The following is a 23,962-nucleotide window of genomic DNA, read 5'->3' as shown; positions in this document are numbered from 1 at the left end:
TATTATCAGCAACCCTTGTATCAGCAACCCTTGAAAGGTCTGGTGGGGACAGATGGAATTTGAGGGGGCGGTGGGGAGTATAAGCCGGGGCTTTCTCACCTTTAGCCTGACGGCAGAGCGGATCAGGGTTTACTGGGTCTGGAGCAACCGGGAGACGTGCCCCTACTGCCGCCGGGAGAAGGTGGTGCAGGACCTCGTGGACCGGGAAATTACCTCGCCGGAGGAAAAAAGAAAGGTGGCAGAGTTTTTGGCCCGGATGGTGGCCTGGTTACGGGATGTCGACGAGCGCGACTTTTACCGGACCCTCTGGCAGCGGGGCACCTCTTGGTCGCTGATGGTCTGGGCGGACCAGGTTTGTCTTTGGGCTCGGGGGGAGGATGTCTATCCGCCCTGGTGGGATGAGGTCTGGGCGTCAGTTAGGGAGTTTACCGGTGACCTTTCCGGCACGGTGGTTCCCGGGAGATAAAAAGCGAGGACCCCCTCGCGGGAACCCTCGCTTAACAAACGGCGGTGCTGGCGCTTCTCCCGGCGTTGGGGGGAACTTCAGACGGCGACGACCTCTTTGACCTCGGGAACGGCCTGTTTGAGGGTCCGCTCGATGCCCTGTTTCAGGGTCATGGTGGCCATCGGGCAGCCACCGCACGCCCCCTTCAGGCGCACCTTGACGACGCCTTCTTCGACCGCGACTAACTCAACGTCCCCACCGTCCCGCTGCAAGTAAGGCCGGATCTGCGCGAGCACGGCTTCAACTTTCTCTTTCATCGATCTTGAGCCTCCTCCGCGCAAAATTTCTGTTTGCAGGCTTGTCTTCCAGCACCGGGAAGGGAATTATTCCGTGGTGAGCTCATCCACTTCCTCGGCACCGTGTTCGAGTTCTTCGGCCTGCTCCTCATCGAAATCGAGGAGGAGGGCCTGGAACTCCCCTACATGCGTTTTTTCTTCACGGGCGACATCGAGAAGCACCGCTCGTAGATTCTCGTCGGTGGCCATTGCCGCGAGTTGCTCGTAAAGGTTGATGGCGTCAAGTTCGGCGATGATGGCCGCCCGCAGGATCTCCCGGTCAAGGTCCTCAGGATCTATTTTCGTAAGGTCGATCGGAATACGGGACAACATGGTTCTCATCTCCTTTCGCTGGGTGGACCGGCTGGGTAAGCCTGGCCCAGTACTACCCACCAGCCGCGGTACACCATCCGCAGAACGGTGATAGCGGCGCCTTTATGGCGAAGGTCTCACCTCCCCGTCGGTGGATTTTGCCCGGTGCGCGGGGGAGCCTCAAGCGCATCCAGCGCGGCATTCGCGGCCCGGTCGGCCAGGCGGTTTTCCTCCCGCGGGATATGGGTAACGCTTACTTTAAGCGCGGGGCACGCACCGAGGATTTCCTTCACCCGCGCGGCGATGGCTTTAAGCTCCGGATCCTTGATCCTAAAATGCCCGTTAAATTGTTTCACTACAAGTTCCGAATCGGAACGGATCACCGCTTCGACCGGGCCGTTTTTCTGGGTGAGATGTACCAGAGTTTTAACCGCTCCCTCGAGGGCCAGCCACTCCGCGACGTTGTTGGTCGTAACGCCAAGGGGCTTACTTTTAGTCAGAAGGACCCGGCCGGAGGCATCCTGCAGGATCATGGCGGCGGCGGCAGGACCCGGGTTGCCGCGGCTGGCACCGTCGATATTAATGAAATAGCGCGTCCGGGAGCGCATCTTAGCGAGTGGCTGCACGCCGTTCCAACTGGTAAACCCAGGCGATGACCGCGGCCACCGCCTCGTAAAGGGTGGGTGGTATTTCACGGCCCAGCCCGAGCCCGGTGAGCGTAAAGGCGAGCTCCGGGTCGTGGTAAACCGGAACGCCGTGCTCAACGGCAACCTTCTCGATCAGCGCAGCCAGTTCCCCCCGGCCGGCAGCGACTACCCGGGGGGCCGCATCTTTTTCAGGGTCGTAAGCGAGGGCGGCGGCGGCTTTCAGCTTCTCCTCCATTTGGGTGCCTCCTCAGACTATCGCGTTCACCGGGCGGTATCCGGTCGTTTCCGGGTCCTGTAGCGCATCGAAAACCGTCCGGACCGGACGGGTGCTGACGGAGGCGCTGGCGACCCGGTAGCCCAGCTCCCCAAGCCTTGTTTTCAGTATTTCCAGCGCCTCCATGGCTATAGCGGCCCACTCCTGGCTTACGGCCACCCGCAGGGTGTAACCGCCGGCGTCCTCTATCAGGCAGATCCAGGTTTCCCCCAAGACGGGTGAGCTTACCTGCACGATAATCCCTGCCAACAGGCTGTTTTCGGAGCTGCCACCGTCTTTCTCTACGAGGAAGGCTTCCCCGGAGCCTTCTGGCCCCCAGAAGGTGAAAAAGCGGAGCAGGTCGGCACCGGGTGTGAGGGGTCGGGCGGCATTGAGGAGTTCCTGGCCGGCGGCGAGTTCTCTGGTAGGTTCCCTGGCCGTCCGGCTGCGTACCAGGTAGTCTGCCGCCAGACGTAGCTTCGCGGCGTCTTCCCGGAGGTCGAGATTTTCGAGATAAAGTCTAGCCGCCCAGAAGGCATCGCGCTCCTCCTCGGGGAAGGCGTGCCCTTCGGCGAGCAGCCGCAAGATAAACCGGCGCTCTAGGGGTAGACGGTATTTGAGCATTTCGCGGAGCAGGTTTACCGTATCCCTATCCGGCGGGAGTTCGAGGAGGCGGGCCAGGTCCTCGGGCGTCATCTCTTCCGTAAGGGCGTTACTTATCCGGCGCAGGTGAAGGGTTTCGCCCGTGATCGCTTCGACCAGCGCCCAGAAGGTGGCCGGCGCTGCGGGCAACTCACCCCGGGCGTTAAAGGTCTGGCCCGCGATACGGACCACGGCCCCCGGTCCGGTAACGGATACCGTTTCCACCATGACCATTTGCCCTGGTCGGAGGTACCAGGGGGGGCGCCAGGAAAGGCCTGGTGGAAACGCAACCCGGCTGATGCTGCCGATTCCCATCACCGCCACCTTCGCTTTATTTAGGGCCCTGGGAACCCTGTGTTTTTTATATTTTACCACGTCCCTGGCTCCGGCGGTAGTTGCCAGGAGCGGAAGAGATATACTCTTTTGCGGCGCAGCGAGACCGTTTGGGTGCGGTTAGGGGGCTGGCTCTAGTAATGAAAAAATCTCTGTGACCGCCGGTGACTCTTGACAAGCGGCGACCTTTCCAGGGACAATGAAGCTGTATTTATCTTCCGGCGCGGGGTGGTGCGGTGATGGGCCTGCGGATCGGGTGGTTTTCGACGGGGCGGGATGCGGCGGCCCGCGAGCTATTGGCGATGGCGGTGGCGGGGATCACCTCCGGGGAGCTGCCGCTGGCAATCGCCTTTGTCTTCTGTAACCGGGAAGAGGGAGAAGACCCGGCGAGCGATGCCTTTATCAAGCAGGTCCGCAGCTACGGTCTGCCGTTAATTACTTTTTCTGCCGCGCGTTTCCAACCGGACCTGCGCCGGCGGGGGATGGCTGGCGACGAAGCGGCGCGCTGCCGGTGGCGCGAGGATTACCATTTAAAGGTGCTGGAGTTGATCGCCCCTTATGAGGTGGCGTTTTCTTTTTTGGCTGGCTACATGCTGATTGTGGGTGCCGCGATGTGCCGGCGCCATACGATGCTTAACCTGCACCCGGCCCTTCCCGATGGGCCCAAAGGCACCTGGCAGGAGGTCATCTGGCAGTTAATTGCGCAACGGGCGCAGGAAGCGGGCGCCATGATTCATTTGGTAACGCCCGAACTGGACGCCGGCCCGCCGGTGAGCTACTGCCGGTTTTCCTTAGCCACACCACTTTTTGCACCGCTCTGGGCGGAGATGGAGGAAAAACTGCGTGCCACCTCGCTTGAGGCGGTTCAAGCGGCAGAGGGCGAGCAAAACGCTCTTTTTCAAGCGATTCGCCGGGAAGAATTTGCCCGGGAGCTACCGCTCATCTGGCTCACGCTCCAAAAGCTTGCCGTCGGGGCGGTCCGCGTGGCGGATGGGCAGGTCTTTGTAGGCGGGGTGCCTTCTGCGGGGATCGATCTCAGCGCCGAGGTGGACCGGCTGCTTCCCTTCCCCCAGCGGAAGTAAAGGGCGGAGGCAACGCTGATTGAAGGTGGGCGCGGAAATGTCTTGCTTAATCGCTTTTGATCTAGAAGGGCCGCTTTCTCCCCAGGACAATGCCTACGAGGTAATCGGGCGCGTGCCGCGGGGGCACGCGCTTTTCGAGCGGTTGAGCCGCTACGACGACCTGCTCACCCTTGCGGGCCGGGAAGGCTACGAACCGGGCGACACTTTAAAGCTTCTCGTCCCCTTTCTGCTTGCTAACGGGCTGACGGAAGCCGACATTCGGGAGGTTTCGGCGGGGGCGGCGCTGGTACCGGGGGCCGTAGAAACGGTGGCAGTGCTTCGCGAGCGGGGCCTGCCCGTGGTGGTCATCTCGACCAGTTACTGCCAGCACGCTCACGCCATCGCGGCGCGCCTCGGGATACCTACCGCCCAGGTTGCCTGCACCCAGCTGCCGCTGGATACGATGGGGGAGGAACTGGACGCCGCAGACCGGACCTTCATCCTGGAGGTGCAGGAAGAGCTTCTCGCGCTTCCGCTCGCGGCAGAGGAGGAGCTTGGCGCCCGCTGCGACCGTTTCTTCTGGACAGAACTGCCGCGGCGTCCGGTGGGACGGTTGATGGCGGCGGTCGAGGTGGTCGGCGGGGCGCGGAAGACCGCGGCGTTGACCCGTTTTGCGGGTATGTTCGGCGTGCCGCTGGAGCGGGCGGTGGTGGTGGGCGATAGCATTACCGATTTTAAGATGCTCGCGCTGGCGGAGGAAGCGGGGGGCTTGGCGATAGTTTTTAACGGGAACGAGTACGCCTTGCCCTACGGGAGCTGCGGGGTGGCGGCCAGGGAGTTGCGGGCGGTTCTTCCCCTGATCGAGGCTTTCCTCGAAGGGGGGCGCGGCCTGGTCCGGGAACGGGTTACGGCGCTGGCGGGTTGCTGCGGTGCAGCGGGCCCGGTTTACCACTGGCTGGCGGGAAACACGGCGCTAGAGACGGTTCTCCCCTTCCACAAGAAGTTCCGCCGGCTCCTGCGCGGGGAAGCCGCTAAACTCGGCTGAGGGAAAGATGCGGGTCTTAGGCTGCGGCGCGCTGAACGTCGATTATCTTTTTGCGGCCGACTCCCTGGTTACGGACGGGGAGACCTTCTGTTACGCCGCGGAACGGCAGCCGGGTGGCTCGGCGGCCAACACCATTTACGCGTTAGCGCGGCTTGGCGTTGCCTGCCGTTTCGCGGGCGTGACCGGCGACGATCCCGATGGACTGCTAGCCCGGGAGTCGCTGGCCGCCGTCGGGGTGGATACAGGGAGCATCACGGTGAAACCAGGGGCGACGACCGGCCGCGTCTTCTGTTTTGTGGATAAAGCTGGGCACCGGGCGCTTTACGTTTGCCCCGGTGTGAATGGCGAACTCACCACCGCGGACCTGCGGCGCGGCCTTGACGCTACCGTTACCTGGGTGCACACGTCTTCGTTCGTGGGCGATGCCGCTTTTACAGCCCACCGGGACTTCGTTGCTGCTCTGCCCCCCGGTACCGGTTTTAGTTTTGCTCCCGGGATGATTTATAGCGCCCGGGGTCTTACCGCGCTCCGCCCTTTCCTCGCCCGGTGCGTCCTGCTCTTTTTAACGGTCGCCGAACTCCAGATGCTGACCGGCCAGGCGGAACCTCTGGCCGGGGCAAGCCGGCTCCTCGCTGCCGGAGTGGAAACCGTCGTGGTGACGTGCGGCGGGGAGGGGAGCCTCCAGGTGGCGTCCGGCTGGCACCACGCGGAACCGGCGATCGGGGTGACGGTGCGCGACACCACCGGTGCCGGAGATGCCTTCGCCGCCGGCTTTATCTTCGGGCGCCTGCAGGGCTTCACCCCCGTGGCGGCGCAGCGCTTCGCTACGGTCGTCGCCTCCTTTGCGGTAGAAGGGTGGGGGGCGCGGGCTAGCCTCCCCTCTTTTGCGGCGGCAAAGGAGCGCTACGAAAAGGTTTACGGCGTGCCGCTACCTTAAAGTTTCGCAGAGCAGCTCTTGCCGCCGCTGCGGGTCCCGGCAAAGAACGAACGCCCAGCGGCCGAACGCGCCGTGGCGGTTCACCGCCCGCACCCAGCGGTCCGCGCATCCGCGCCTTGAGGTAATACCCCCGCCGGCCGGCGACCCTCCCTCAGCACGGGCTGCCCTTCCTCGTAAACCTAAACCTTGCCATTTTTCCTGCCGGAAACCTTAGCGGTGTCAACCGTTTCGCCTCATCCGGCATGGATGTCGATCCGGATGCTCGCGTCAGTTACGTAAATCGACGGAAAAACCGCCATACTACTCGGCCCCCTCCCGCTCAGGATTCGGCCAGGGATTTGGCGCGCCCACCCAACAAGAGCTGGCATTTTCTTGACAAAGAGGCGGTGGATGGGCTATGGTTGTAGTTGGAATTTAGCCGAAGGGAAGGGTTCGATGGGACAGCTGGTAGCGGGGAAAAAGGCGCTGATCTTAGGGGTGGCCAATAAGCGGTCGATCGCCTGGGGGATCGCCCAGGCGCTCCACCGGGAGGGCGCCTCCCTCTGGTTTAATTACCAGAACGAACGGGTGAAGGATTATGTGGCGGAGCTGGTCGCCGGGCTTGGCGGGGATATACCCCTCACTGAGTGCGACGTGATGAAGCCGGAGCAGGTGGACGCGCTTTTTGAGGCGGTGGCAGCCCGTTGGGGTAGCCTCGATATTTTGGTGCACTCCCTCGCCTTTGCACCGCGGGAGGCGCTTGAAGGGGAATTCTACACGACCACCCTCGAGCAGTGGAACACGACGCTCGCCATCAGCGCGTACTCGCTGGTCCTGTGCGCCCAGCAGGCGAAACCCTTGATGGAAAAGGCGGGCGGCGGGAGCATCATCACGCTCACCTATCTCGGCTCCGAACGGGCGGTGAAGAGTTATAACGTGATGGGCGTGGCCAAGGCGGCCCTCGAGGCTTCGGTCCGTTACCTCGCGGCAGATCTTGGGCCTGCCAACATCAGGGTCAACGCCATCTCGGCCGGCCCCGTCAAGACGCTGGCGGCTAAGGGGGTATCCGGTTTTTCGTCGATTTTAAAGGTGGTGGAGGAAAAGGCGCCGCTGCGCCGCAACGTGACGCAGGTGGAGATAGGTAACGCGGCGCTCTTCCTCGCCTCGGATTTGGCCAGCGGTATCACCGGGGAAGTGATCTTTGTCGACTGCGGCTACCACATCGTCGGCGTCTGAGGATAATTGACATGTCGTGCTGGCTTTTGGTAAAATAAAAGCGTTCGACGGAGGCAAAATGCTCTGTGGCCCAGGCGAGGCGGGTGAAACGGCTCGCTTGGGTTTTTAAGTTTTTGTCCGCACGAGGTGGTGAAGCCCCGCATGGTCGGTATCGTTATCGGCAGCGACTCGGACTTGCCAGTGGTGAAAGGGGCGCTTGAGGCTCTGGCGCGGCTGCAAATCCCCTACGAGATCGAAATCGCTTCGGCCCACCGGTTGCCGGAGCGGGTGCGGGAGTACGCGCGCACGGCGGTGGCGCGGGGATTGCGGGTGATCATCGCCGCGGCCGGCGGGGCGGCGCACCTACCCGGCGTGATTGCGGCCCACACGCCGCTGCCTGTGATCGGGGTCCCTGTCGGGGGAGGGACGCTCGGGGGGCTGGACGCGCTCCTTTCTATCGTGCAGATGCCTAAGGGGGTGCCGGTGGCGACGGTGGCGGTAAACGGGGCTTTCAACGCCGGTATCCTGGCGGCTCAGATCATCGGCGCCAGCGACCCGGCGGTGCGGGAGCGGGTGGCCGCTTACAAGGAGGGGTTAGGCCGGGAGGTGGCCGCGAAGAATGAGCGTTTGCAGGCCCTCGGGGTGGACGAGTACCTGGGGTTAAAAAGCTGATTCCCGAAGAGAATAGAGGGGTTTGTTTAGGTTTCTTTTAACCGTGAACTTCGAACTGAAAAAGCGGGGCGAAGGCAATGATTCCACGTTACACCCTGCCGGAGATGGGACGCATCTGGTCGGAGGAGAACCGCTTCCAGAAGTGGCTGGAGGTGGAGATCGCCGCCTGCGAGGCCTGGGCGGAGCTCGGAGTGATTCCGGCAGCGGCGTTGGCGGAGATTAAAGCGCGGGCCGCGTTCGACGTGAAGCGGATCAAAGAGATCGAAAAAGTAACCCGCCACGACGTGATCGCGTTTTTAACCTCGGTTCAGGAGCACGTGGGCGAAGCGGCGCGCTATATTCACCTCGGGATGACCTCTTCGGACGTGGTAGACACGGCCTTGAGCCTGCTGATGCGCGAGGCCGGGGAGCGGTTGGTGGGGCGCCTGGAGCGGTTGCGGGAGGTTCTGCGCGGTCTCGCGGCGAAGCACCGGCGGACGTTGATGATCGGACGCACCCACGGCATCCACGCAGAGCCGATCACCTTCGGGCTGAAGCTGCTCCTCTGGATGGCGGAGACGGAGCGACACATTGAACGCCTCAAGCGAGCGATAGAGCGCGTGAGCGTCGGGAAGATCTCCGGAGCGGTCGGTACCTACGCCAACCTGGACCCACGGGTGGAAGAGATCGCCTGCAGGCGCCTAGGGCTGCGGCCCGCCCGGATTTCGACCCAGATCCTGCAGCGGGACCGGCATGCCGAATACATGAGCATTTTAGCGATCATCGGCTGTTCGGTGGAAAAGTTTGCCGTCGAGATCCGGGGCTTGCAGCGGACCGACATCCGGGAGGTGGAGGAGCCCTTCAGACCCGGGCAGAAAGGCTCCTCGGCGATGCCCCACAAACGAAACCCGATTATTGCGGAGCGCCTGAGCGGCCTCGCCCGCATCCTGCGGGGAAACGCCTTGGCGGCCATGGAAAACGTAGCCCTCTGGCACGAGCGCGACATCTCGCACTCTTCGGTAGAGCGGGTGATCATCCCCGACAGCACGATTCTCCTCGACTATATGCTCTTCAAGCTTACCGAGCTCCTCGAAGGGCTGCACGTTTATCCCGAGAATATGTTGCGCAACTTAGAGCGCACGGGGGGCCTGGTTTTCTCCCAGCGGGTGCTCCTGGCCCTGATTGAGAAGGGCCTGAGCCGCGAAGAGGCTTACCTGTTGGTGCAGCGGAACGCGATGGAATCCTGGCAGGGCGGCCGGCCGCTGAAGGAGCTCTTAACGGCAGATCCGGAGGTGGCCCGGTGGCTCTCGCCCGCGGAATTGGATAGGCTTTTCGACTACGACTACTTTCTGCGGCACGTTGACGAGATTTACCGGCGCTTCGGTCTGTGAAGTTTCGGGCACCAGATAAGCCAAAATCCTGGATGGGGGTTAGGACTATGGAACGGGGCGAACTCCTCTACGAAGGGAAGGCCAAGCGGGTATACAGGACCGACCGGCCCGACCGCTATCTTGTTGAGTTCAAGGACGAGGCTACCGCCTTTGACGGCAAGAAGCGGGGCACCGTCACGAATAAAGGGCCGCTCAACAACAAGATTTCCGCCTATTTCTTCGAACTGTTGCAGCGCGCGGGCATCCCCACCCACTACGTGGCGACGGTGAGTGATCGGGAGATGCTGGTCCAGGCGGTGACGATTATCCCGGTCGAGGTGGTGACCCGCAATATTGTTGCGGGGAGTTTGGCCAAGCGGCTTGGACTACCGGAAGGGACGCCGCTTAGCCAACTGGTGGTGGAGTACTATTACAAGCGGGACGATCTCGGAGACCCGATGATCAACTCCTCCCACGTGGTAGCGCTCGGGCTGGCGACGGCGGAAGAGCTGCACCGGATGCGCGAGTTGGCGCTGCAGGTGAACCAGGTTTTGAAGGAGCACCTGGAGCCGAAAGGCATCGTGCTGGTCGATTTTAAGCTAGAGTTCGGGCGGGTGGACGGCCAGATCGTGGTGGCAGACGAAATTTCGCCGGATACCTGCCGCTTCTGGGACCGGGCGACCGGCGAAAAAATGGATAAAGACCGCTTCCGCCGCGACCTCGGAGGAGTAACCGAGGCTTATGCGGAAGTGTGGCGGCGGCTGACGGGGGAGGAACTGGATGCGCGGGGATAAGCCCCGTGAGGCCTGCGGGGTTTTCGCCGTTTGCGCGCCCGGGGCCGACGTGGCGCGCCTCACTTACTACGGTCTTTACGCCTTGCAGCACCGGGGACAGGAGAGCGCCGGAATCGCTGTGGCCGACGGCCAACGCATCCTGCTCCACAAGGAGATGGGACTGGTTGCCGAGGTTTTCTCCGAAGAGCGCCTCGCAGAGCTGAAGGGCCACTTAGCCATCGGCCACGTGCGCTATTCGACCACCGGCGCGAGCCACCCGGTGAACGCGCAGCCGCTTGTTTTTTACTGCGGGCGCGGCATGTTAGGTTTGGCCCACAACGGCAACCTCTCCAACGGCTGCTCCCTCCGGCGGGAGCTGCTCGCCTCGGGGGCGGTCTTTCAGAGTACTACCGACAGCGAGGTGCTGATCAACCTCATCGCCAGGCTCAACGGTGACCACAATCTTCCCGCCGCAATCAGGCGGTGCATGGCGAAGGTCGAAGGCGCTTATTCCCTTGTAATCCTGACGGAAGACAAAATTTACGCGGTGCGTGATCCTTACGGGTTCCGGCCGCTTTGCGTCGGCCAGATAGACTCGGGGTGGGCAGTGGCCTCGGAATCGTGCGCGTTAGACGCGGTAGGCGCACGGTTTCTCCGCGACCTCACGCCGGGTGAGATCCTCGAAATCTCCCCAGAGGGGCTCAATAGTTGCGGGGTGATGGATGCCCCGCGACGGGCGCACTGCGTCTTTGAGTACATCTATTTTGCGCGGCCGGACAGCACCCTCGACGGGTTCAACGTGGGGCGGGTGCGGCGCGAGATGGGGCGGCAGTTAGCGCGCGAGTTCTGCCCGCCGGCCGACATCGTGGTGCCGGTCCCCGACTCGGGGATAGCCGCGGCGCGCGGCTACGCGGAGGTTTCCGGCCTTTGCTTCGAGGAAGGCCTCATGAAGAACCGCTATGCGGGCCGGACTTTTATCCAGCCTTCGCAGCGGCTGCGGGATACCGGGGTACGGCTGAAGCTCAACCCGGTGCGGGAAGTAGTGGCCGGTAAAAGGGTGGTCTTGGTGGACGACTCGATAGTGCGGGGTACAACCAGCAGGCGCATCGTGAAGATGTTGCGGGAAGCAGGCGCCCGGGAGATTTTTTATTGCTTGAGTTCGCCGCCGATAATCCGCTCCTGTTACTACGGCATCGATACGTCAAACGAAAGAGAGCTCATCGCGGCGCAGCTGAGCGTGGAGGAGATCCGGCGGCATATCGGCGCCGACGACCTTCACTACCTGAGCATCGAAGGGCTGTTGGGGGTTTTTGGTGCCAGGGCCCAGGATATGTGTGTCGCGTGTTTTACGGGCGATTACCCGGTTAAAGTAAAGGATGCGGGTGCGGGGAAATTCGCCTTGGAGTCTTTAGTGCTGGAAGTGATGGGATGAGCGGGAAGGACGGGGGTAAGTCTCGGGAAGGTCTCACCTACGCGCAGGCGGGGGTGGACATCGACGCGGCCAACCGGGCGGTTTCCCTGCTGAAGGAGATTGTCCGCCGCACCTTCCGCCCGGAGGTGCTGACAGATATCGGGGGCTTCAGCGGGCTCTGCACCATCCCGGCGAAGTACCGCGAGCCAGTGCTGGTTGCGGGTACGGACGGGGTGGGGACGAAGCTTAAGGTCGCTTTTATGAGCCGGAAGCACGACACGGTGGGGATCGATGCCGTGGCGATGTGCGTCAACGACATCCTGGTAACCGGAGCGGAGCCGCTCTTTTTTCTCGATTATCTCGCCGTAGGCAGGCTCGATCCGGATGAGGTGGCGGCGATTGTTGCCGGGGTGGCGGAGGGCTGCCGCCGGGCGGGCTGCGCCCTCATCGGCGGCGAGACGGCGGAGATGCCCGGGTTTTACGCGCCGGGGGAGTACGATCTCGCCGGCTTTGCCGTCGGGGTGGTGGAGCGGCGCCGGATTGTTGACGGCCGGCGCATTGAGCCGGGCGACCGGGTGATAGGGCTGCCTTCGTCCGGGCTACACGCGAACGGTTTCAGTCTGGCGCGCAAGGTTTTCTTTGAGCTTTTGGGTTACACGGTGCGGAGCTATGTTCCGGCGCTCGGACGGACAGTTGGGGAGGAGCTTCTGACGCCTACGCGCATCTACGTGCCGGTGGTGCTTCCCCTTTTAGAGCGGTTTGACATCCGGGGGATGGCCCACATCACCGGCGGGGGACTGACGGAAAACATTCCCCGGGTGCTGCCCCCGGGGCTCGGGGTGGTGCTGGAACCGGCGTCTTGGCCTGTGCCCCCCGTCTTCCGGTTCATCCAGGAGCACGGCGGGGTGGCGGCGGCCGAGATGTTCCGGACTTTCAACATGGGTGTCGGCTACGTCCTGATTGTGCCGCCGGGGGAGGCCGCAGGCTTGGTAGAAGCGCTGGCGGCACAAGGCGAGCAGGCCTGGGTGATCGGCTGGGTGGAAAGCGGCGTATCCGGTGTCGTTTACTGTTGATTTACAGAAAAACCGAAGTGTACACCGGGTTTTGGGACCCGCTATGAAAAACGATTTTTAAAAGGGAGGGCGAGCGGCAGTGAAGAAGAGGGCACTTATCAGTGTGTCGGACAAGACGGGGGTGGTGGAGTTTGCCCGGGGCCTCGTTGACCTCGGGTGGGAGATCGTTTCGACCGGCGGTACTTACAAGACGATCAAAAGCGCCGGCGTTCCGGTTACGTACGTCTCGGAGGTGACCGGTTTTCCGGAGATCCTCGACGGCCGGGTGAAGACGCTCCACCCGCGGATTCACGGGGGCATCCTGGCGCTGCGGACGCCGGAGCATTTGAAGCAGCTTGAGGAGCAGGGTATTGCGCCTATCGACCTGGTGGCGGTAAACCTCTACCCCTTCCGGCAGACGGTCAGCCGGGAAGGGGTCACGCTCGCGGAGGCGGTGGAAAAGATCGATATCGGCGGTCCGGCAATGATCCGGGCGGCGGCAAAGAACCACCAGTACGTCCTCGTGGTGGTCAACCCGGAGCGTTATCCGGCGGTCCTGGAGGCGTTGCGGGCCGGCGAGGTGGGGGCGGAGCTGCGCTTGGCTTTGGCGCAAGAGGCCTTCGCGCACACGGCGTATTACGATGCGGCGATTGCGGACTACCTCGCGAGCCTCGGACCCGGCGCCCGCTTCCCGCGGGAGCTCACCCTGGCTTTCGACCTGGTGGGGACCCTGCGTTATGGCGAAAACCCGCACCAGCGCGCCGCCTTCTACCGCGATCTGCGGACGAAGGGGCCGTGCGTGGCGAACGCCGAAAAGCTGCACGGAAAGGAGCTTTCCTACAACAACATTCTCGACCTGAACGCCGCCTTTGAGTTAGTGCGCGAGTTTGACGCGCCGACAGTGGTTATCGTAAAGCATAACAACCCGTGCGGCGTGGCCCAGGCGGCGGCGGTAGCGGAAGCTTACCGGCTGGCCTTTGAAGCCGATCCGGTTTCGGCCTTCGGCGGGATCGTGGCGGTTAACCGGACGGTAGACCGGGCAGCGGCGGAAGAGATGGTGAAGATCTTCCTCGAAGCGATCATTGCGCCCGATTTTGAGCCGGACGCGCTCGAGGTGTTGCGCCAGAAAAAGGATCTACGGCTGCTCAGAACCGGCCCGCTGACCGGGCAGACTACCGACTGGATGGACTTCCGCAAGGTCAACGGGGGGCTGCTCCTGCAGGAGGTCGACCGTAAGGTGGCCGACCGCGAGGCGCTCAAAGTGGTCACCAAGCGGGCGCCTTCGCCGGAGGAGATTGAGGAGCTGCTCTTCGCCTTCACGGTGGTGAAACATGTCAAGTCGAACGCCATCGTGGTTTCGAAAAACAGGCAGGTGCTTGGCGTGGGTGCCGGGCAGATGAACCGGGTCGGCTCGGCCCGGATCGCCTTCGCGCAGGCGGGCGAAAAGGCGCGGGGTGCGGTGCTGGCTTCCGACGCTTTCTTCCCCTTCCCCGACACGGTCCTTGAGGCGGCTAAGGCCGGGATCGCGGCGATCATCCAGCCGGGCGGCTCGCTCAAAGACGCCGAATCGGTCGCCGCGGCCGACGCGCACGGGATCGCGATGGTCTTTACCGGCATGCGTCACTTCAGACACTAAGACGGGGGGCGTTCTCGTGTGAAGGTTCTGGTCGTCGGCGGTGGGGGGCGGGAGCACGCCCTGGTCTGGAAGATAAGCCAGAGCCCCCGGGTAAAGCGCATCTTTTGTGCGCCAGGGAATGCTGGTATTGCGCAGCACGCCGCCTGTGTCGGGATCAAGGCGGAGGATGTGGCGGGATTATTAGACTTTGCCCGCCGCGAAGGGATCGACCTTACCGTGGTAGGGCCGGAGGCGCCTCTGGCCGCCGGCATCGTGGACGCCTTCGAAGCGGCAGGGCTCAGGATCTTCGGTCCCCGGCAGGCAGCGGCGCGCCTTGAGGCGAGCAAGGTTTTTGCGAAGGAACTGATGCTAAAATACGGGGTGCCTACGGCCGAGGCGGCGATTTTCGATCTTCCCGCGGACGCCATCCGCTACGTGCGCGCGCGGGGCGGGCCCTGCGTGGTGAAGGCGGAGGGCTTAGCAGCCGGGAAAGGGGTCATCGTGGCGGACGATCCGGCGGCGGCCGAGGCGGCGATCCGGCACATCATGGAGGAGAAGGCCTTCGGCGCGGCGGGAGAAAGGGTGTTGGTGGAAGAGCGCCTCACCGGTGAGGAGGCGAGCGTGCTCGCTTTTACCGACGGCGAAACGGTGCTGCCGCTCCTGCCGGCGCAGGACCACAAGCCGGTCTTCGACGGGGATAAAGGGCCGAATACTGGTGGGATGGGCGCCTATGCCCCGGCGCCGGCGGTAACCCCCGCGCTTTTAAAACAGATCGAGACGGAAATTTTACTGCCTGTTGTGCGCGGCCTGCGGGCGGAGGGGATTACCTATAAAGGCGTTCTCTACGCGGGGTTGATGCTCACGGCAGCGGGGCCGCGGGTCTTAGAGTTTAACGTTCGCTTCGGTGATCCGGAGGCCCAGCCGCTCCTTTACCTTCTCGAGAGCGATCTTGTGGCGGTGATGGAGGCGGTCCTGGCGGGAAAGTTGAGCGAAGTGCAACTCGCCTGGCACCCCGGTGCAGCCGTCTGCGTGGTGCTGGCAGCATCCGGTTACCCCGGCGGCTACCGGAAGGGCGACGTGATTGAAGGGCTGGAAGACGTACCGCCGGACGCGATGGTTTTCCACGCCGGTACGGCTGTGGTGGACGGGAAGTTGGTGACCGCCGGGGGGCGTGTCCTGGGGGTCACGGCGCGCGGTCCCGACGTGCGTGCGGCGATAACGCGGGCCTACGCCGCCGTCGCCAAGATAAGGTTTGCGGGGATGCACTACCGGCGCGATATCGGGCAGAAGGCGCTGGCCCGGATATGAGATGCCGGTCCGGGCGCGGGCGGAGGTACTGGCCTGGGGCAAAGAACGCAAAAATTTGCGGCTGAGGGGAAATAGGCGTGCTACGGATTCTGAACTATGGCGATCCGGAGGTTGAGCGGCTGCTCGACCGGGAGTTTTCCTTTCCGGAAGAGGCGGTGCGGGCCGTTGCGGCGATTATCGCCCGGGTGCGGGCCGAGGGAGATGCGGCGCTGTGCGCCCTGACGGCACAGTTTGACCGGGTGGCGCTCTCGCCGGAAGAGCTCGGGGTGCAGGAAGAAGAGATCACGGCAGCCTACCGGGAGGTTGCGCCGGAGTTTCTGGCAGCGGTGCGGCTGGCGCGGGACCGCATCTTCGCCTTCCACGCGAGCAGAATCCCCGACACCTGGCAGGAGCGCCACGCTGACGGCGCAGTGCTCGGGCAGCTGGTGCGGGCGGTGGCGCGGGTAGGGGTTTACGTACCCGGAGGGCGCGCCCGTTACCCTTCTTCGGTGCTGATGAATGTTGTGCCCGCCCGGGTGGCGGGGGTCGAGGAGATCGTGATGGTCACGCCCCCGGGACCGGCGGGGAAGATCGACCCGCACGTCTTGGTGGCGGCCCGGGAGGCCGGGGTGGACAGGATTTTCCGCGTCGGCGGTGCCCAGGCGGTGGCTGCCTTGGCCTACGGGACGGAACGGGTACCGCGGGTCGATAAGATCGTCGGCCCCGGTAATCTTTACGTGACGCTGGCGAAGCGGGCCGTTTTCGGCAGCGTCGGGATCGATATCTTAGCGGGCCCGAGCGAGGTGGTGGTCATCGCCGACGCAACGGCGGATCCCCGGTGCGTGGCGGCGGATCTTTTGGCCCAGGCGGAGCACGACCCCGCGGCCCGGGTGCTCTTATTAACAACGAGCCGGGAGATAGCAACGCGCGTGCGGGAAGAGGTTAACGCGGCATTTACGGCGTTAGGGGAACCTGCTGCGCTCCGGGAAGCGCTCCGGTTTGCGGCCGCCGTGGTGGTGCCCGACATAGCAACGGCGGTGGCTTACGCCAACTGCTTCGCGCCGGAACACTTAGAGCTCATGGTAGCGGAGCCGTTTGCCTGGCTCGAGAAGGTAAAAAACGCCGGCGCCGTTTTCCTAGGGAACTACGCGCCCGTGCCGATGGGCGACTATATTGCCGGGCCAAACCACGTCCTGCCGACCGGGGGCACTGCCCGCTTTTTCTCGCCGCTCGGCGTGGAGGATTTTCTGAAGCGCACCAACTTTACCTTCCTGTCGCCGGAGGCCTTCGCCAAATTAGCGGGGCCGGCGGCGCTGCTCGCTTCTGTGGAGGGGCTCCCGGCGCACCGGTTGGCGATTGAGGTGCGCAAAGAAGAAAAAGGCGCGGGCTCGAAAGCGGAGGGGGCGGACAATGGCTGAGGAGTTACGGGCACTTCTCCGGCCGGATTTGCGGGACCTGGTTCCCTATGCCGTGCCGCACTACCCCGGGTACATCAAGCTTGACGCCAACGAGAACCCTTACGACTTCGCGCCGGAAGTGCTGGCCGAGGTTGTCCGGCGCTTAAGCGGCCAGACCTTTACCCGCTACCCGGACCCCGAAGCGACTGAGCTCCGCCGGCGGATAGCGGCGTACACGGGAATGGCGCCGGAGAACGTTTTGGCCGGAAACGGCTCCGACGAGCTGATCCTCAACCTCTTCCTGGCCTTCGGCGGCGGTGGGCGGGTGGTGATCACGCCGCCGACCTTTTCGATGTACGCCATCCACGCCCGGATCGCTGGCGCGGCAGTGGCGGCGGTGGCGCGGCGGGAGGATTTTTCCCTCGACCTTGCGGCCCTGCTGCGCGCGGCGCGGGCTCCCGACACGCGGGTGGTTGTTATTTGCTCGCCAAATAATCCGACAGGGAACACGGTACCCCGGGAGGCGGTTGAGGCGCTGGCGGCGGAGGCGGCTGGCCTGGTGCTGCTCGACGAAGCCTACGCGGAGTTTGCCGGCGAAAGTTGCTGCGACCTGGTGCGCCGCTATCCCCGGCTAGTGGTGCTGCGTACCTTTTCGAAGGCCTTCGGCCTGGCTGGTCTCCGGGTAGGCTACCTGGTAGCGGACCCGGAGGTCATTGCGGGCCTCTTGAAAGTGAAACAGCCGTTTAACCTCAACAGCTTCTCCCAGTTAGCGGCGGTTACGGTTCTCGAATACCAGCCGCTCTTCCGGCGGCGGATGGAGGAGATCATTGCCAACCGGGAGGAGCTTTACCGGCGCATGAAGCGGATAGGAGGCGTGGAGGTCTTCCCGTCCCGGGCGAACTTCGTCCTTTTCCGGACGCCGCTTCCGGCCGAGAAGGTTTACGCGGGCCTGTTAGCGCGGCGGGTGCTCATCCGGAACGTGGCGGGGCCGGGGCTGGAGCGCTGCTTGCGGGTGACGGTGGGGACACCGGCGGAGAACGAGGCTTTTTTGCAGGCCTTGGCCGCGGTGGTAGCGGCAGGGGAGGGTTGAAGCGATGTCTGAACGAAAGGCGAGTGTGGCGCGGGAGACGGCGGAGACGGCGGTGCGGGTAAGCCTCACCCTTGACGGCGGCGGCCGGGCTGCTATCAGCACCGGGGTAGGGTTTTTCGAGCATATGTTAGCGCTACTGGCGCGCTTTGCCTCTTTCGACCTCGAGGTAGCGGCGCAGGGGGACCTGCACGTCGACGCCCACCACACGGTAGAAGATGTGGGCATCGCCCTCGGGCAGGCTTTTACCCGGGCGATAGGGACTAAAGAGGGCATCCGCCGTTTTGGCCACGCGCTTGTCCCGATGGACGAAGCTTTGGCGCTTGCAGCGGTTGATACCAGCGGACGGGGAGCGCTCTTTTTTCAAGGCCAGCTGCCGGCCGCCCGCGTGGGGGATTTCGATACGGAGTTAGTTCCCGAGTTTTTCCGGGCCTTCGCGGTCAACGCGGGGATCACGCTTCACCTCCGGATCCTTGCCGGACGGAATACCCATCACGTCTGCGAGGCGCTTTTCAAGAGCTGCGGGCGGGCGCTCAGTGACGCGGTAGCCCGGGACCCGCGGGTGCAAGGCGTCCCGTCGACGAAAGGGACGTTATGACGGTTAGATGTTTAGGGTTGGCGGGAGCGGAACGCGGCGGTACGGGAAGGCGGGCTTTTTCTTTATGGGAGGCACGGCGGTGATTGCGATTGTTGATTACGGGATGGGAAACCTGCGGAGCGTCGAAAAGGGTATCGCGAAGGCCGGTTTTGCCGCGGTAGTGACGCGGGAGCCGGAAGTGGTAACGGGGGCTGCCGGCGTCATCCTGCCCGGGGTAGGCGCCTTCGCCGACGCGATGGCCAATCTGAAAAGCACCGGCCTGCTCGACGCCCTGCACCGGGTTTTGAGACAAGGGAAGCCTTTTCTCGGCATCTGTCTGGGGCTGCAGCTTCTTTTTGAGGTGAGCGAGGAGTGGGGCGAGACGCCAGGTCTGGGCTATTTCAAAGGGCGGGTGCGGCGCTTGCCCGCGGGGGTAAAAGTGCCCCACATGGGCTGGAACGAGCTGGAATTTTCGGGGCCGTCACCACTTTTTGCCGGCATCCCGGACCGGACCCACTTTTATTTCGTACATTCCTACTATGTAGACCCGGTGGAAAAGGAAATTGTGCTGGCCGAAACGAACTACGGAATGCGCTTTGCCGCCGCGGTGGGTAAGGGTAAGGTTTTTGGGGTCCAGTTTCACCCGGAGAAATCGAGCACGTGGGGGCTAAAAATCCTCGGGAATTTCGGGAGGCTGGTGGCCGAATGCTTGTAATCCCGGCAATTGACCTGCGCGGGGGCCGGTGCGTCCGCCTGGTGGAAGGGCGTCCCGATAAGGAAACGGTTTACTCTGGTGACCCGGTAGCTATAGCCCGCTGCTGGGAGGCGGCCGGGGCTAAAATGCTGCACGTGGTCGATCTCGACGGCGCCTTCGCTGGCCGGCCGGTCCACCTGCCGCTGATCCGGGAAATAGTTGCGGCGGTCGCGATCCCGGTGCAGACCGGCGGTGGCATCAGGGACCGCGCGGCGGTCGAAGCGGCGCTTGCCTGCGGGGTGGCACGGGTCATCCTGGGCACGGCGGCCGTTACCGATAGGGCGCTGCTGTGCGAGCTCGTCCGCGATTTCGGGGCGCGCGTGCTGGCAAGTGTTGACTGCCGCGACGGGGTGGTGGCGGTACGCGGCTGGGAAAGTCTATCTGGCGTCGAAGCCGCGGCCTTTGGGCGGCAGCTTAAAGAGTGCGGCGTGGCGCGGGTGGTCTTCACCGACATCGCGCGCGACGGGACCTTGATGGGACCCAACATTGCGGCGGTAGGCGACTTTGCGCGGGTGACGGGGCTAAAGGTGATCGCTTCCGGCGGCGTTTCGCGGGTGGAGGATATCCGGGCGCTGCGGGAGCTCGAGGAAGCGGGCGTAGAAGCGGTAATCATTGGCAAGGCGCTCTACGACGGGCGGCTCTCGTTGGCAGAGGCCATTGCCGCGGCGGAGGGGAAGGAGATTGTTAGCTAAAAGGATCATTCCCTGCCTTGATGTGGACCGGGGGCGGGTGGTCAAAGGGGTAAACTTCGTCAATCTGCGGGACGCCGGCGACCCGGTCGAACTTGCCGCGCTTTACGACCGAGAGGGGGCGGACGAGCTCGTTTTTCTCGACATCACCGCTTCCGCCGAGGGGCGAGAGATCATGCTCGAGGTGGCCCGCCGGACGGCAGAAGAGGTTTTCATTCCCTTCACCGTAGGAGGGGGCTTAAGGACGCTTGAAGACATCCGGCGCATGTTGGCGGTGGGCGCCGACAAGGTCTCGCTCAATACGGTAGCGGTAAAAAACCCCCAGCTTATCCGGGAGGCGGCCTCCCGTTTTGGCAGCCAGTGCGTGGTGGTGGCGATTGACGCCCGGCAGGTAGCGGCGGGGCGCTGGGAAGTCTATATCCACGGGGGCCGGACGCCCACCGGAATCGACGCCCTAGCGTGGGCGCGGGAGGTGGAGGCGCTTGGGGCGGGGGAAATCCTCCTTACCAGCATGGACCGGGACGGCACCAAAGACGGCTTCGATATCGACCTCACGCGGGCGGTGGTAGACGCCGTCCGGATCCCGGTTATCGCTTCGGGGGGCGTTGGCACACCTGAGCATATCGCTGCGGGGCTTACCGCTGGCGGCGCCGATGCAGCGTTAGCCGCATCGATCTTCCATTTTGGCGAGTATTCTATCCGCGCGGTCAAAGAGTACCTGGCCGCGCGTGGCATACCGGTGCGTCTTTAAGCCGATACCGCCGCCTTTTAGCCCGTAGACCCTGATTTTAACGTTCGGCTCTAAATAACGGCGTAGCCCGTGCCGGATTGCCTCTTTTTAGGAATATAGAGTGTAAATAAGGCGCAGGCAACGGGGTGCCTGGCGGTTTCAGGAGGGGGAAACTTGGTCTTCAACTTCGATCGGTTCAAGTTTAACGCCGACGGCCTTATCCCGGCGATCATTCAGGACAACCGGACGAATGAGGTCCTGATGCTTGCCTACATGAACCGGGATGCGCTGGCCAAAACTTTGAGCAGCGGGGAAACCTGGTTTTACAGCCGGAGCCGCCAGCAGCTCTGGCATAAGGGGGAAACCTCCGGGAACATCCAGGAGGTTGATGAGGTTTATTTCGATTGCGATGCCGACGCCCTGCTTATCAAGGTCCGGCAGCACGGCGCAGCCTGCCACGAGGGTTACAAGAGCTGTTTCCACTACCGGATCGAGAAGGACGGTCGGGTAGCCCTCGTAGGGGAGATGGTTTTCACCCCGGCGGATGTCTACGGGGGGAACGAAGGAAAGCCCGCTGGGGCACCGCCACGGAAAAAAGATGGGCCGAAGCCGGTTTGCGTTTACGGCTGCACGATTCTCGAAGAGGTTTACGGGGTGATTTTAGACCGCAAGCAGACCAGAATTCCGGGCGCCTATACCAGTTATCTGTTTGACAAGGGCGTAGATACAATCCTGCAGAAGTTGGGCGAGGAAGTTACCGAAATCTTAATCGCGGCTAAGAACCGGCAGCGGGACGAGGTGATAAAGGAAGCGGCGGACGTTATATACCACCTGATGGTCCTGTTAGCCGCCGAAGGGGTTGACGTGTGCGAGGTTTTCGATGAGTTAGCTAACCGGAGAAAGTAGCTCCATCCGGGAGCGTTTCGGGGCGGCGGGCCTTTGTGAAAGGAGCAGCCGCCTTTTTCTTGCGTCAGAGCCGGGAGTGCCGCCGTATTATAACAAGGAGAAGCGGGTTAGGGAGGCCTCGCGCGTGGTGGAAACATCCCGGAATGGAAACGGGACGGTCCGGGCGCCGGTTCCGGCCGGTCCGGTCCAGCCCTTACCACCCGTAATCGAACTGGCCGTTCTCGAGGGCCTCGGCATCTTTGCCTTCCTTTTTGGGCATCGGTTGGGGGGCGGAGGGGCGCCTCCCTACACCTGCAGAGATAACCGCTGCTGCCATCGACGGGGGGATTTCGGTTGGTGTCGATATCTTCTTCCAGCTTTACCTGCCGGAGCTGAACCCGTACGTTGATGCGGCGCTAAGCAGTTTTTTAGCGGGATTTCTTGCCGGCCTAACGCACAGAATCTGGCCGCACGAAGGGTTTTCGCCCGGTTTTGCCGCGGGAAGTCTGCCCTATGCGAACTTCCTGAAGAGCTCAACGAACTCGGCTACGGCTGTTTTGGGATCCCTGCCTTGAGCCATGGCTGAGGTCAACGCTTCCGCGAGATGGCAGGCCAAGGTATTTATGGCCACTTGATTGATGGCGGCTTTAACGGCCGCGAGTTGCAGGATTACTTCGCTGCAACTGCGTCCGTCCTGAAGCATACGGGCGATTCCCCGCACTTGCCCCTCAATCCTTTTCAGGCGCAGGAGCAACTCCCGTTCCCATTCTTCTTTTAAACTCGGGTCCAGTTGCAATCCTCGTTCCCTCCTTTGTTTCGTTACTCCCTTTTCCGGATTACTTCTGCGCTCCCCGCGTCCGCAGCTCCCGGTATAATTCCCCGCACTCCGCGTAGGAGAGCTGGCGGACCCACGGGCAGGCGAAGGATAGCGTTGTTTTAACCATCGTGTCGAAGTTGTTGTTAGCTACGACTTCGTAATAGGTGAGGAGAGCCCGTGCCGCACCGTGTTCGCATTTCCAGACCCTTTCTTCCATCCCTGTTGAGGGCGGCCTTCCCGCCGCATCTCCTCTTCCATAACGTTAAGGATTTCGACCCGGTGGGGCCCGAAACCGAGCGTGGGGGAACGCATTGTACCACCTTCTTGCCGTTTCTTACCTGCTCTAATTATACCACTTGGGGAGGTCTTTATAGCTGCTAAAAATTTTTGCCTTTCGGTTACGGCCAGGTCTTGGGTTAGGGTAGAATAGGCAGAAAAAAGCCCCCATGCTGCTATTAGGGGCACCACGAAGGCTCAAAATGGGCGGTAGCGCCTGCTTTTTCCCCGGAAGTAGGCGCGGGTGAGGCCGGCCAGGAGGAGGAAGCCGGCGACGCCCACGGCGGCGTAGAGGTAACGTACCAAGCAGCGAAAAACCGAGCAGGCTCGCTGCGAAGGCCGCGAGGGCGACCGCCACCGCCGTTTTGCGGAAGCGGGGGCTTGCGGGTTTGGCCACCCTAGTGGTGAAACCGTAGAGGTTGGCAACGGCGGTCGTATAAATCTCGGCGAGGAGCACTAGCCCGTAAGCCTTTTGAATTATGGGGGAGAAGCGGCCGGCGATGTAGACCATCGGGATTTCGAAACGGGCGGCTTCGAAGGGGACGGTGAGGATGGCGAGGTTGATCGCCAGCGCCCCGAGCCCTATCCCTAGGCCGCCGAGGAGCGCGCCTCTGTTCACGGCGGTGTGGCGCTAGCCGCTGCGGCGCCGAGGGGGCGAGAATCGGGATGGCGAGGACCAGGTTGTAGGAGACGTAGGCCAGCGCGGCGGCTGGCCAGAAGGGAATGACGGGGTTTGCCTCTTGCGCCCAGAGGCCGATAGTTTTGAGGTCGGGAGGAATGGTGGCAAGAGCGGCGAGGCTTAGCCCGAACACAGAGAGGAGAAGTACCGGGACCACAAAGCTAATCGAAAGAACCACCCCATAAAACCCGGCCAGGACTGTGACGAGGGAGGCTACCACCATCAGGGCGCTGCCCAGGAGTTTGGGGAGGCCGAATTGTTCGGCAAAGATGGCGCCGGCCGCCATCGCGCTCAAGGCGCCGAAAAGGAAAAAGGTGATGATAGCGTCGACGACCCTGCCGAGGAAAGGCCCTCCAGCGGTGGTAACGACCGTAACGTAAGATTTGGCCCGAAGCTGCCAGCCGAGGCGTAAAACGGCGCCCCCGAAAAAGATAAAAAGAGATACGGCGAGGGCCAAAGCCAGGATACTCTTAAGCCCGAAGAAGGTGAAAAACTGGAGTACCTCTTGGCCGGAAGCGAAGCCTGCCCCTACAACGGTGCCGATGTAGGAGGCGGCGATGGTGAGCGCCGAAAGTTTCCTTGAATCCATACCCTATTATATTGCCGGAGGACCGCCTGGATCAACCATGGAAAAAAGTGGGTTCTTGCAGAGGGTGTTAGTGTAAAGTTACTGTAGGAATCTTTGGAGGGTATGAGGGAGGAGAAAAC

Annotated in this window: 28 protein-coding genes; 19 read left to right on the top strand and 9 right to left on the bottom strand. The window is 62.8% G+C overall.

Annotated elements, in window-relative coordinates; genetic code table 11:
- Window positions 1-52: 52 nt before the first annotated feature.
- Window positions 53-466: a hypothetical protein gene (locus ACUVTA_RS01900; protein ID WP_445951293.1), complete on the top strand. Its 414-nt coding sequence runs from the start codon at window positions 53-55 to the stop codon at window positions 464-466.
- Window positions 467-543: 77 nt separating this feature from the next.
- Here ACUVTA_RS01900 and ACUVTA_RS01895 read toward each other — a convergent pair whose 3' ends face one another.
- The 5 genes from ACUVTA_RS01895 to ACUVTA_RS01875 all read right to left on the bottom strand — a co-directional run bounded on the left by ACUVTA_RS01895 (window position 544) and on the right by ACUVTA_RS01875 (window position 2,958).
- Window positions 544-762 carry a NifU family protein gene (locus ACUVTA_RS01895; protein ID WP_123929885.1) on the bottom strand — a complete coding sequence of 73 codons (219 nt, stop codon included), beginning with the start codon at window positions 760-762 and terminating at the stop codon, window positions 544-546.
- 66 nt (window positions 763-828) lie between these two features.
- On the bottom strand, window positions 829-1,113 hold the full coding sequence (locus ACUVTA_RS01890) for a ferritin family protein (RefSeq protein ID WP_445951292.1): 285 nt from the start codon (window positions 1,111-1,113) through the stop codon (window positions 829-831).
- Window positions 1,114-1,229: 116 nt separating this feature from the next.
- Complete coding sequence (locus ACUVTA_RS01885; protein ID WP_445951291.1) at window positions 1,230-1,700, bottom strand: ribonuclease HI family protein; 471 nt, start codon at window positions 1,698-1,700, stop codon at window positions 1,230-1,232.
- Window position 1,701: 1 nt separating this feature from the next.
- Complete coding sequence (locus tag ACUVTA_RS01880) at window positions 1,702-1,974, bottom strand: EscU/YscU/HrcU family type III secretion system export apparatus switch protein (protein ID WP_445951290.1); 273 nt, start codon at window positions 1,972-1,974, stop codon at window positions 1,702-1,704.
- A 12-nt stretch (window positions 1,975-1,986) separates the two neighbouring features.
- A complete protein-coding gene (locus ACUVTA_RS01875) occupies window positions 1,987-2,958 on the bottom strand; it encodes a hypothetical protein (protein WP_445951289.1) in 972 nt (323 codons plus the stop codon).
- Window positions 2,959-3,206: 248 nt separating this feature from the next.
- On the opposite strand from ACUVTA_RS01875, the gene ACUVTA_RS01870 reads away from it, so the two are divergent.
- From ACUVTA_RS01870 to ACUVTA_RS01860, 3 genes are read left to right on the top strand one after another with little or no spacing between them, the layout of a single operon-like run.
- The gene (locus tag ACUVTA_RS01870; RefSeq protein WP_445951288.1) at window positions 3,207-4,049 is read left to right on the top strand and encodes a formyltransferase family protein; all 843 of its coding nucleotides are present in this window, start codon (window positions 3,207-3,209) and stop codon (window positions 4,047-4,049) included.
- 25 nt (window positions 4,050-4,074) lie between these two features.
- Window positions 4,075-5,073: a haloacid dehalogenase-like hydrolase gene (locus ACUVTA_RS01865; RefSeq protein WP_445951295.1), complete on the top strand. Its 999-nt coding sequence runs from the start codon at window positions 4,075-4,077 to the stop codon at window positions 5,071-5,073.
- A 7-nt stretch (window positions 5,074-5,080) separates the two neighbouring features.
- Window positions 5,081-6,010 carry a carbohydrate kinase family protein gene (locus ACUVTA_RS01860; protein ID WP_445951287.1) on the top strand — a complete coding sequence of 310 codons (930 nt, stop codon included), beginning with the start codon at window positions 5,081-5,083 and terminating at the stop codon, window positions 6,008-6,010.
- 233 nt (window positions 6,011-6,243) lie between these two features.
- On the opposite strand, the gene ACUVTA_RS01855 is transcribed toward ACUVTA_RS01860, so the two are convergent.
- Window positions 6,244-6,378, bottom strand: coding sequence for a hypothetical protein (locus tag ACUVTA_RS01855; RefSeq protein ID WP_445951286.1), 135 nt, complete (start codon window positions 6,376-6,378; stop codon window positions 6,244-6,246).
- Window positions 6,379-6,445: 67 nt separating this feature from the next.
- Here ACUVTA_RS01855 and ACUVTA_RS01850 point away from each other — a divergent pair, with 67 nt between their 5' ends.
- The 15 genes from ACUVTA_RS01850 (at window position 6,446) to hisI (ending at window position 21,503) form a co-directional block, all read left to right on the top strand.
- Entirely contained in the window at window positions 6,446-7,225 is a 780-nt protein-coding gene (locus tag ACUVTA_RS01850; RefSeq protein ID WP_445951285.1) for an enoyl-ACP reductase FabI, read from the top strand.
- 141 nt (window positions 7,226-7,366) lie between these two features.
- A complete protein-coding gene (purE, locus tag ACUVTA_RS01845) occupies window positions 7,367-7,876 on the top strand; it encodes a 5-(carboxyamino)imidazole ribonucleotide mutase (RefSeq protein ID WP_445951284.1) in 510 nt (169 codons plus the stop codon).
- 77 nt (window positions 7,877-7,953) lie between these two features.
- The gene (purB, locus tag ACUVTA_RS01840) at window positions 7,954-9,246 is read left to right on the top strand and encodes an adenylosuccinate lyase (RefSeq protein WP_445951283.1); all 1,293 of its coding nucleotides are present in this window, start codon (window positions 7,954-7,956) and stop codon (window positions 9,244-9,246) included.
- Between the two features lie 47 nt (window positions 9,247-9,293).
- Window positions 9,294-10,019, top strand: coding sequence for a phosphoribosylaminoimidazolesuccinocarboxamide synthase (gene purC, locus ACUVTA_RS01835; RefSeq protein ID WP_445951282.1), 726 nt, complete (start codon window positions 9,294-9,296; stop codon window positions 10,017-10,019).
- Complete coding sequence (gene purF, locus ACUVTA_RS01830; protein WP_445951281.1) at window positions 10,006-11,430, top strand: amidophosphoribosyltransferase; 1,425 nt, start codon at window positions 10,006-10,008, stop codon at window positions 11,428-11,430. The genes purC and purF overlap by 14 nt, the downstream gene beginning before the upstream one ends.
- On the top strand, window positions 11,427-12,482 hold the full coding sequence (purM, locus tag ACUVTA_RS01825) for a phosphoribosylformylglycinamidine cyclo-ligase (RefSeq protein ID WP_445951280.1): 1,056 nt from the start codon (window positions 11,427-11,429) through the stop codon (window positions 12,480-12,482). The genes purF and purM overlap by 4 nt, the downstream gene beginning before the upstream one ends.
- Window positions 12,483-12,561: 79 nt before the next feature.
- Window positions 12,562-14,097: a bifunctional phosphoribosylaminoimidazolecarboxamide formyltransferase/IMP cyclohydrolase gene (gene purH, locus ACUVTA_RS01820; RefSeq protein ID WP_445951279.1), complete on the top strand. Its 1,536-nt coding sequence runs from the start codon at window positions 12,562-12,564 to the stop codon at window positions 14,095-14,097.
- A gap of 18 nt (window positions 14,098-14,115) precedes the next feature.
- Entirely contained in the window at window positions 14,116-15,384 is a 1,269-nt protein-coding gene (gene purD, locus ACUVTA_RS01815) for a phosphoribosylamine--glycine ligase (RefSeq protein ID WP_445951278.1), read from the top strand.
- A gap of 77 nt (window positions 15,385-15,461) precedes the next feature.
- Window positions 15,462-16,781, top strand: coding sequence for a histidinol dehydrogenase (gene hisD, locus ACUVTA_RS01810; RefSeq protein ID WP_445951277.1), 1,320 nt, complete (start codon window positions 15,462-15,464; stop codon window positions 16,779-16,781).
- Window positions 16,774-17,850 (top strand): histidinol-phosphate transaminase, encoded by a 1,077-nt coding sequence (gene hisC / locus ACUVTA_RS01805; protein ID WP_445951276.1) that lies wholly within the window; start codon window positions 16,774-16,776, stop codon window positions 17,848-17,850. The genes hisD and hisC overlap by 8 nt, the downstream gene beginning before the upstream one ends.
- Window positions 17,851-17,854: 4 nt before the next feature.
- Window positions 17,855-18,445, top strand: a complete 591-nt coding sequence (hisB, locus tag ACUVTA_RS01800) for an imidazoleglycerol-phosphate dehydratase HisB (protein WP_445951275.1) — start codon at window positions 17,855-17,857, stop codon at window positions 18,443-18,445.
- A gap of 79 nt (window positions 18,446-18,524) precedes the next feature.
- On the top strand, window positions 18,525-19,139 hold the full coding sequence (hisH, locus tag ACUVTA_RS01795) for an imidazole glycerol phosphate synthase subunit HisH (protein ID WP_445951294.1): 615 nt from the start codon (window positions 18,525-18,527) through the stop codon (window positions 19,137-19,139).
- A complete protein-coding gene (hisA, locus tag ACUVTA_RS01790) occupies window positions 19,130-19,870 on the top strand; it encodes a 1-(5-phosphoribosyl)-5-[(5-phosphoribosylamino)methylideneamino]imidazole-4-carboxamide isomerase (protein ID WP_445951274.1) in 741 nt (246 codons plus the stop codon). The genes hisH and hisA overlap by 10 nt, the downstream gene beginning before the upstream one ends.
- Window positions 19,860-20,618, top strand: coding sequence for an imidazole glycerol phosphate synthase subunit HisF (hisF, locus tag ACUVTA_RS01785; RefSeq protein WP_445951273.1), 759 nt, complete (start codon window positions 19,860-19,862; stop codon window positions 20,616-20,618). Before hisA ends, hisF begins: the two co-directional genes overlap by 11 nt.
- A gap of 153 nt (window positions 20,619-20,771) precedes the next feature.
- Window positions 20,772-21,503, top strand: a complete 732-nt coding sequence (hisI, locus tag ACUVTA_RS01780) for a phosphoribosyl-AMP cyclohydrolase (RefSeq protein ID WP_445951272.1) — start codon at window positions 20,772-20,774, stop codon at window positions 21,501-21,503.
- 490 nt (window positions 21,504-21,993) lie between these two features.
- Here hisI and ACUVTA_RS01775 read toward each other — a convergent pair whose 3' ends face one another.
- From ACUVTA_RS01775 to ACUVTA_RS01765, 3 genes are all read right to left on the bottom strand, one after another.
- The gene (locus tag ACUVTA_RS01775; RefSeq protein ID WP_445951271.1) at window positions 21,994-22,278 is read right to left on the bottom strand and encodes a metal-sensitive transcriptional regulator; all 285 of its coding nucleotides are present in this window, start codon (window positions 22,276-22,278) and stop codon (window positions 21,994-21,996) included.
- A 40-nt stretch (window positions 22,279-22,318) separates the two neighbouring features.
- The gene (locus ACUVTA_RS01770; protein WP_445951270.1) at window positions 22,319-22,516 is read right to left on the bottom strand and encodes a hypothetical protein; all 198 of its coding nucleotides are present in this window, start codon (window positions 22,514-22,516) and stop codon (window positions 22,319-22,321) included.
- Window positions 22,517-22,973: 457 nt separating this feature from the next.
- Window positions 22,974-23,843 carry a YkvI family membrane protein gene (locus tag ACUVTA_RS01765; protein ID WP_445951269.1) on the bottom strand — a complete coding sequence of 290 codons (870 nt, stop codon included), beginning with the start codon at window positions 23,841-23,843 and terminating at the stop codon, window positions 22,974-22,976.
- Between the last annotated feature and the right edge of the window lie 119 nt (window positions 23,844-23,962).

The organism is Thermodesulfitimonas sp., assembly GCF_052743955.1.
This window is presented reverse-complemented; position numbering and strand designations above follow the sequence as displayed.